Consider the following 4,310-nt stretch of genomic DNA (forward strand, 5'->3'; position numbering starts at 1 on the left):
CCATGCCGCGCCGTCACCACGCCGCGTCCTTTCCGCAACGTCACGCGCCACCCCCCCCCCCGCCGTCGCGCCGTCCACGCGCCGTATCCGTCCGCATCCACGCGCCGTATCCGTCCGCCGGAGGAGGCCACATGATGTCCCGCGCACCGTCACGGTTTCACCACGGAGCGCACAGGGCAGATCAGACGGTAGACAGGGTGGGGAGGGGCGGGGCGGGAAACAGCGGGCAGCGGGGGAGTGTGCACGAGGAGTCACCGCGGGAGGGGGGCGTACGGGCCCCGGTTCCCGGGTCCTGTTCCGGGCACGTCGGCCATCCGTTGGCGGGAAACACCCGCGGCCACCACGCGCGGAACGCGGTAGGCAGGGCGGGCAAGAACCGGCGGCAAGTCCCCTGGGGAACGGAGAGGGAACACCCGGGGAAAAAGAAAGGGACGCCGAAGCGTCCCTGGTGGTACCGGCGTGGCCGCACGGTGCACCTGTCACGCCCCGCCGCGCCGCCCGCCGCGAGAACGCGACGCCGTGCGGCGGATGAGTGCGTCAGGTGAGCGCCGGCTCCGCCTGCGGTACGTCGAGGCTCTCCAGAAGAGAGTCACTGTGCTGAGAAGCGGCAGCCGCGAGCGCGTCGTTCTCGTGCTGAATCCGTACGAGCTCGGATTCGAGGTCCTGCACGCGCTGCTGGAGCCGTCGCATCTCGGCGAGGAGTCGCGGGTCGGAGCCGCCGACGTAACCGAGAAGCGCCTTTGCCATGATGAGTGGTCCTCCACACTGAGTGACCGACCAGTACGGTGGTGGGTCGAGAGGGAATCGGTCCGCACCCGCGGTGTCCGGCAGCACTCCGTCTGTGACGTCGCCTGTCAAACAGTTAAGGTGCGCGGGGATTCCAGAGTCTCACCAAAAAGTTTGACGGTCAACACGATCAAGGCCCGGCACGGCAGGGCGACAGGGCGCGCGGTGCTTCGGGCGACGGCGCGCGCAATCCCGTGAGCCCTGGGGGCGTGCGGGTCATCCTGGCGAGCGCCCGGCGGGCCGCGCAAGAGGGTCACGGCAGTCACCAGCGGCTTTCCCCCGGCGCCCGCGAAGCACACGGGGGAGCGTCGGCGGCGCACGGCGGGGGCGCGCACGGTGTCGTCAGCGGATCGCGAACCCTTCGTAGCCGCCGCGCGGCGTGTCCCAGATCTCAGTGACGCCCTCGACGCTGCCGGGTGTGTCGTTCCCCCGCAGCCACTCCAGCAACTCCTCGCACGCCGCGCGCGGCCCTTCCGCGACGACCCGCACGCGTCCGTCGCGCACGTTGAGAGCGAAACCGCTCAGTCCGCCGATCTCCAGCGCCCGCACCCGCGTGAACCAGCGAAAACCCACGCCCTGGACGGTTCCCCTGACCCAAGCGGTCAACCGTGCCTCGTCTTCCATGAGGGCACGCTAACGGGCCAATCGTCTCGGACGCGCATCGTCCCCCGGGCCCATGGCGTAGGGTCCGCACCGCGGAGGACTCACTCGTACGGGTGAGTCCGTGCCGGGACAGTGACGAGGGAAGGCCACAACCATGGGACGCCACCGACGCTCAGCCGCCGGCCGCGCCGAACCGACGGCGGACTCCCCGGCAGGAGCCTCCGCGGCATCCGGCCACGCCGCGTACGACCGCGGCGTCACGCACGACGACGACGCGACGTATCGCGACGACGCGCGGTACGAGGACCAGGCGACGTATCGCGAGCGCGCCTCGTACGGGGCCCCCTCCGGCTCCTACGTGTCCGCGTCCTACGCGACGCCCGCGCCGCACTCCGCCCACGCGACGTCCGCGCGGTACGCCGCGCCCGCGCCGCGTTCCCCGTACGCGCGGCCCGCCGTGTACGCGGCATACGGCGCGCACGGAGCGCCCGAGACCGCCCCCCTCCCGGCTGTTCCCGAGACCGAGTTCCACCCCGCCACGGACATCGGTGCCGGTGACCGTGACGAGCAGGACGGTGCGGGCGGTCATCGCCGGAAGCGGCGTGGCACGCCCGTACGCACCGGGCTGCTCGGGGTGTCGGCGGCGGTGGCGCTGGGCGCCGTCGCGGTCGGTACGGGGCTGCTGCCCGGTGGCGGCTACTCCTTCGGCGGCGGGCACGACGCGAAGGTCCGCGCGGCCGACGCGCCGTCGGACGAGCCTGAGGGCGACGAGGTGTACGCGCCGGACCGTACGACACCCTCCGCGAGCCGGGGCGCCACGCGCTCCGGCTCGCCCTCGCCCGCGGCGTCGGCCTCGCCCCGCGCCGGGGAGAAGAGCAAGGCGTCCGACGCGGAGCCGACTCCCTCCCGCTCCGTCGCCGCGAAGCAGGGCGGTACGAGGACCGGGACGTCGCCCGGCGCGGGGACCCCCAGGACCGCGACACCGCCGAAGAGCGCGGCGCCCGTCAAGACCGAGTCCGCACCCCCGGCGCCCGCCAAGCCGCCCGTCGCGGCGGCGCCCAGCAGTGACGAGAGCGCCGCGGCGGCCGCCGTCCTCGCCCTCGTCAACCATGAGCGCGCCAAGGTGGGGTGCAGGGGGGGGGGGGGGCCGACGACGCGCTCGCCTCGCTCGCCACGGCTTTCAGCGACGACATGGCGGCCCGCGGTTTCTTCGACCACACCGATCCCGACGGCGACAGTCCCTGGGACCGCGCGAAGCAGGCCGGCGTCGGCAACCTGGGCGGCGAGAACATAGCCCGCGGCCAGGCGGACGCCGCGTCCGTCATGAAGTCCTGGATGAACAGCCCGGGCCACCGCGCGAACATCCTCAACTGCGACTACAAGACCCTCGGCGTCGGCGTCCACTTCGGCCCCGGCGGCCCATGGTGGACACAGGACTTCGGCTTCTGACCCCAGCGGGCGACGGTGGACGTCGCGGCGGGCGCCGCACCCCGACCCGGCCACGCGGCGCACGTCGCGGCACCGCGTGCAACGGCGCGACACCGCGCCCCACGCGACGGCGCGACGCCGCACCGCCACATGCCCCGCCACGCCACGTCGCCCGCGCCGTCACCCTCAGGCGCCGCGTCGCGCGGTCGCCACGTCCCCCAAGCCCGCAGCGCCCCGCCCGCCGCGTAGTGCCGCACCACGCCGCCCCTAGCGCGCCGCGTCACCGCCGCGCGCAGCGCGGCCTCTCACCCCCGCCCCCTCCGTTGGCACTTCGGGCAGTAGTAGCTGGAGCGGTTCATCCAGGCGTCGCGGCGGATGGGGGTGCCGCAGCGGCGGCAGGGTTCGTCCTCGCGGCCGTAGGCGTCGAGGGAGCGGTCGAAGTAGCCGGACTCGCCGTTGACGTTGACGTAGAGGCTGTCGAAGCTGGTGCCGCCGACGGCGAGCGCGGCGTTCATGACGTCGCGCACGTGGCCGAGGAGCTCGTCGGTGCGGGGGCGGGTCAGGCTCGCCGTGGGGCGGTCGTAGTGCAGACGGGCGCGCCACAGGGCCTCGTCGGCGTAGATGTTGCCGACGCCGCTGATGAGCGACTGGTCGAGCAGGGCGCGCTTGATCGCGGTGCGCTTGCGGCGCAGCGCCGCGTGGAACGCCGCGTCGTCGAAGAGCGGGTCGAGCGGGTCGCGGGCGATGTGGGCGATGACGTCGGGGACGCCGCCCTCGCCCGTCTCGTGGAGCGAGAGGCCGCCGAAGGTGCGCTGGTCGACGAAGCGGAGTTCGGTGCCGAGCGCGTCGTCGAAGCCGATGCGCAGGCGCAGGTGCTTCTCGGCGGGGGCGGCGTGCGGCTGGACGAGGAGCTGGCCGCTCATGCCGAGGTGCGCGAGGACCGCCTCACCCGCGCCGTCGAGCGGCAGCCACAAGTACTTGCCGCGACGGCGCGGCGTCGCGAACGTCCGTCCCTTGAGGCGCGCGGCGAAGTCCTCGCCGCCCGCGACGTGGCGCCGCACGGAGCGCGGGTGCAGCACCTCCGTGGCGGCGACGGTGCGCCCGTCGATCCAGCGGGCGAGCCCCCTGCGGACGACCTCGACCTCGGGCAGTTCGGGCACGGTGCGACTCTCCTGGGCTGGGATGGGCTGCGCGGGACGGGAGCGGGAAACATGCGGGCGGGCGTCGCCACCCGACGGAACGACGCCGGGCGGCGCCCACGACGCCGTACAGCGCCCGACGGTGCCGTGCGACGCCGCGCACGCCGTGCGACGCGGCAGAACGCGAGACGACGCGACATGACGCGAAACGACGTCCACCCGGTACCCGCCGCCCCGGCCCGTCGTGGTGACGGGCCGGGGTGGGGCGGGTACCGGGTGGGCCGACGGACGGGCCGTCGTGCGTCAGGCAGGGGAGGCGGAGCCGTCCTCGCCGACGGCGTCGCCGGGCGAGGG

4 protein-coding genes are annotated in these 4,310 nt (G+C 74.2%); 1 reads left to right on the forward strand and 3 read right to left on the reverse strand.

Annotated features, from left to right (window positions below):
* Window positions 1-537 precede the first annotated feature (537 nt).
* Both SSBG_RS06555 and SSBG_RS06560 read right to left on the reverse strand, forming a co-directional pair.
* Window positions 538-747 (reverse strand): hypothetical protein, encoded by a 210-nt coding sequence (locus SSBG_RS06555; protein ID WP_008745423.1) that lies wholly within the window; start codon window positions 745-747, stop codon window positions 538-540.
* 381 nt (window positions 748-1,128) lie between these two features.
* Window positions 1,129-1,410, reverse strand: a complete 282-nt coding sequence (locus SSBG_RS06560) for an acylphosphatase (protein WP_008745424.1) — start codon at window positions 1,408-1,410, stop codon at window positions 1,129-1,131.
* 1,107 nt (window positions 1,411-2,517) lie between these two features.
* Here SSBG_RS06560 and SSBG_RS35650 point away from each other — a divergent pair.
* A complete protein-coding gene (locus tag SSBG_RS35650) occupies window positions 2,518-2,838 on the forward strand; it encodes a CAP domain-containing protein (protein WP_324603492.1) in 321 nt (106 codons plus the stop codon).
* 284 nt (window positions 2,839-3,122) lie between these two features.
* On the opposite strand, the gene mutM is transcribed toward SSBG_RS35650, so the two are convergent.
* Window positions 3,123-3,977 carry a bifunctional DNA-formamidopyrimidine glycosylase/DNA-(apurinic or apyrimidinic site) lyase gene (mutM, locus tag SSBG_RS06570; protein ID WP_008745425.1) on the reverse strand — a complete coding sequence of 285 codons (855 nt, stop codon included), beginning with the start codon at window positions 3,975-3,977 and terminating at the stop codon, window positions 3,123-3,125.
* Window positions 3,978-4,310: the final 333 nt, after the last annotated feature.

The sequence above is a fragment of the Streptomyces sp. SPB074 genome (assembly GCF_000154905.1).
Taxonomy (GTDB): domain Bacteria; phylum Actinomycetota; class Actinomycetes; order Streptomycetales; family Streptomycetaceae; genus Streptomyces.

Bases quoted from the DNA above. Each gene is read 5' to 3' on its own strand.
- SSBG_RS06560 (WP_008745424.1), bottom strand. From the start codon at position 1,410: ATGGAAGACGAGGCACGGTTGACCGCTTGGGTCAGGGGAACCGTCCAG.
- SSBG_RS06555 (WP_008745423.1), bottom strand. From the start codon at position 747: ATGGCAAAGGCGCTTCTCGGTTACGTCGGCGGCTCCGACCCGCGACTC.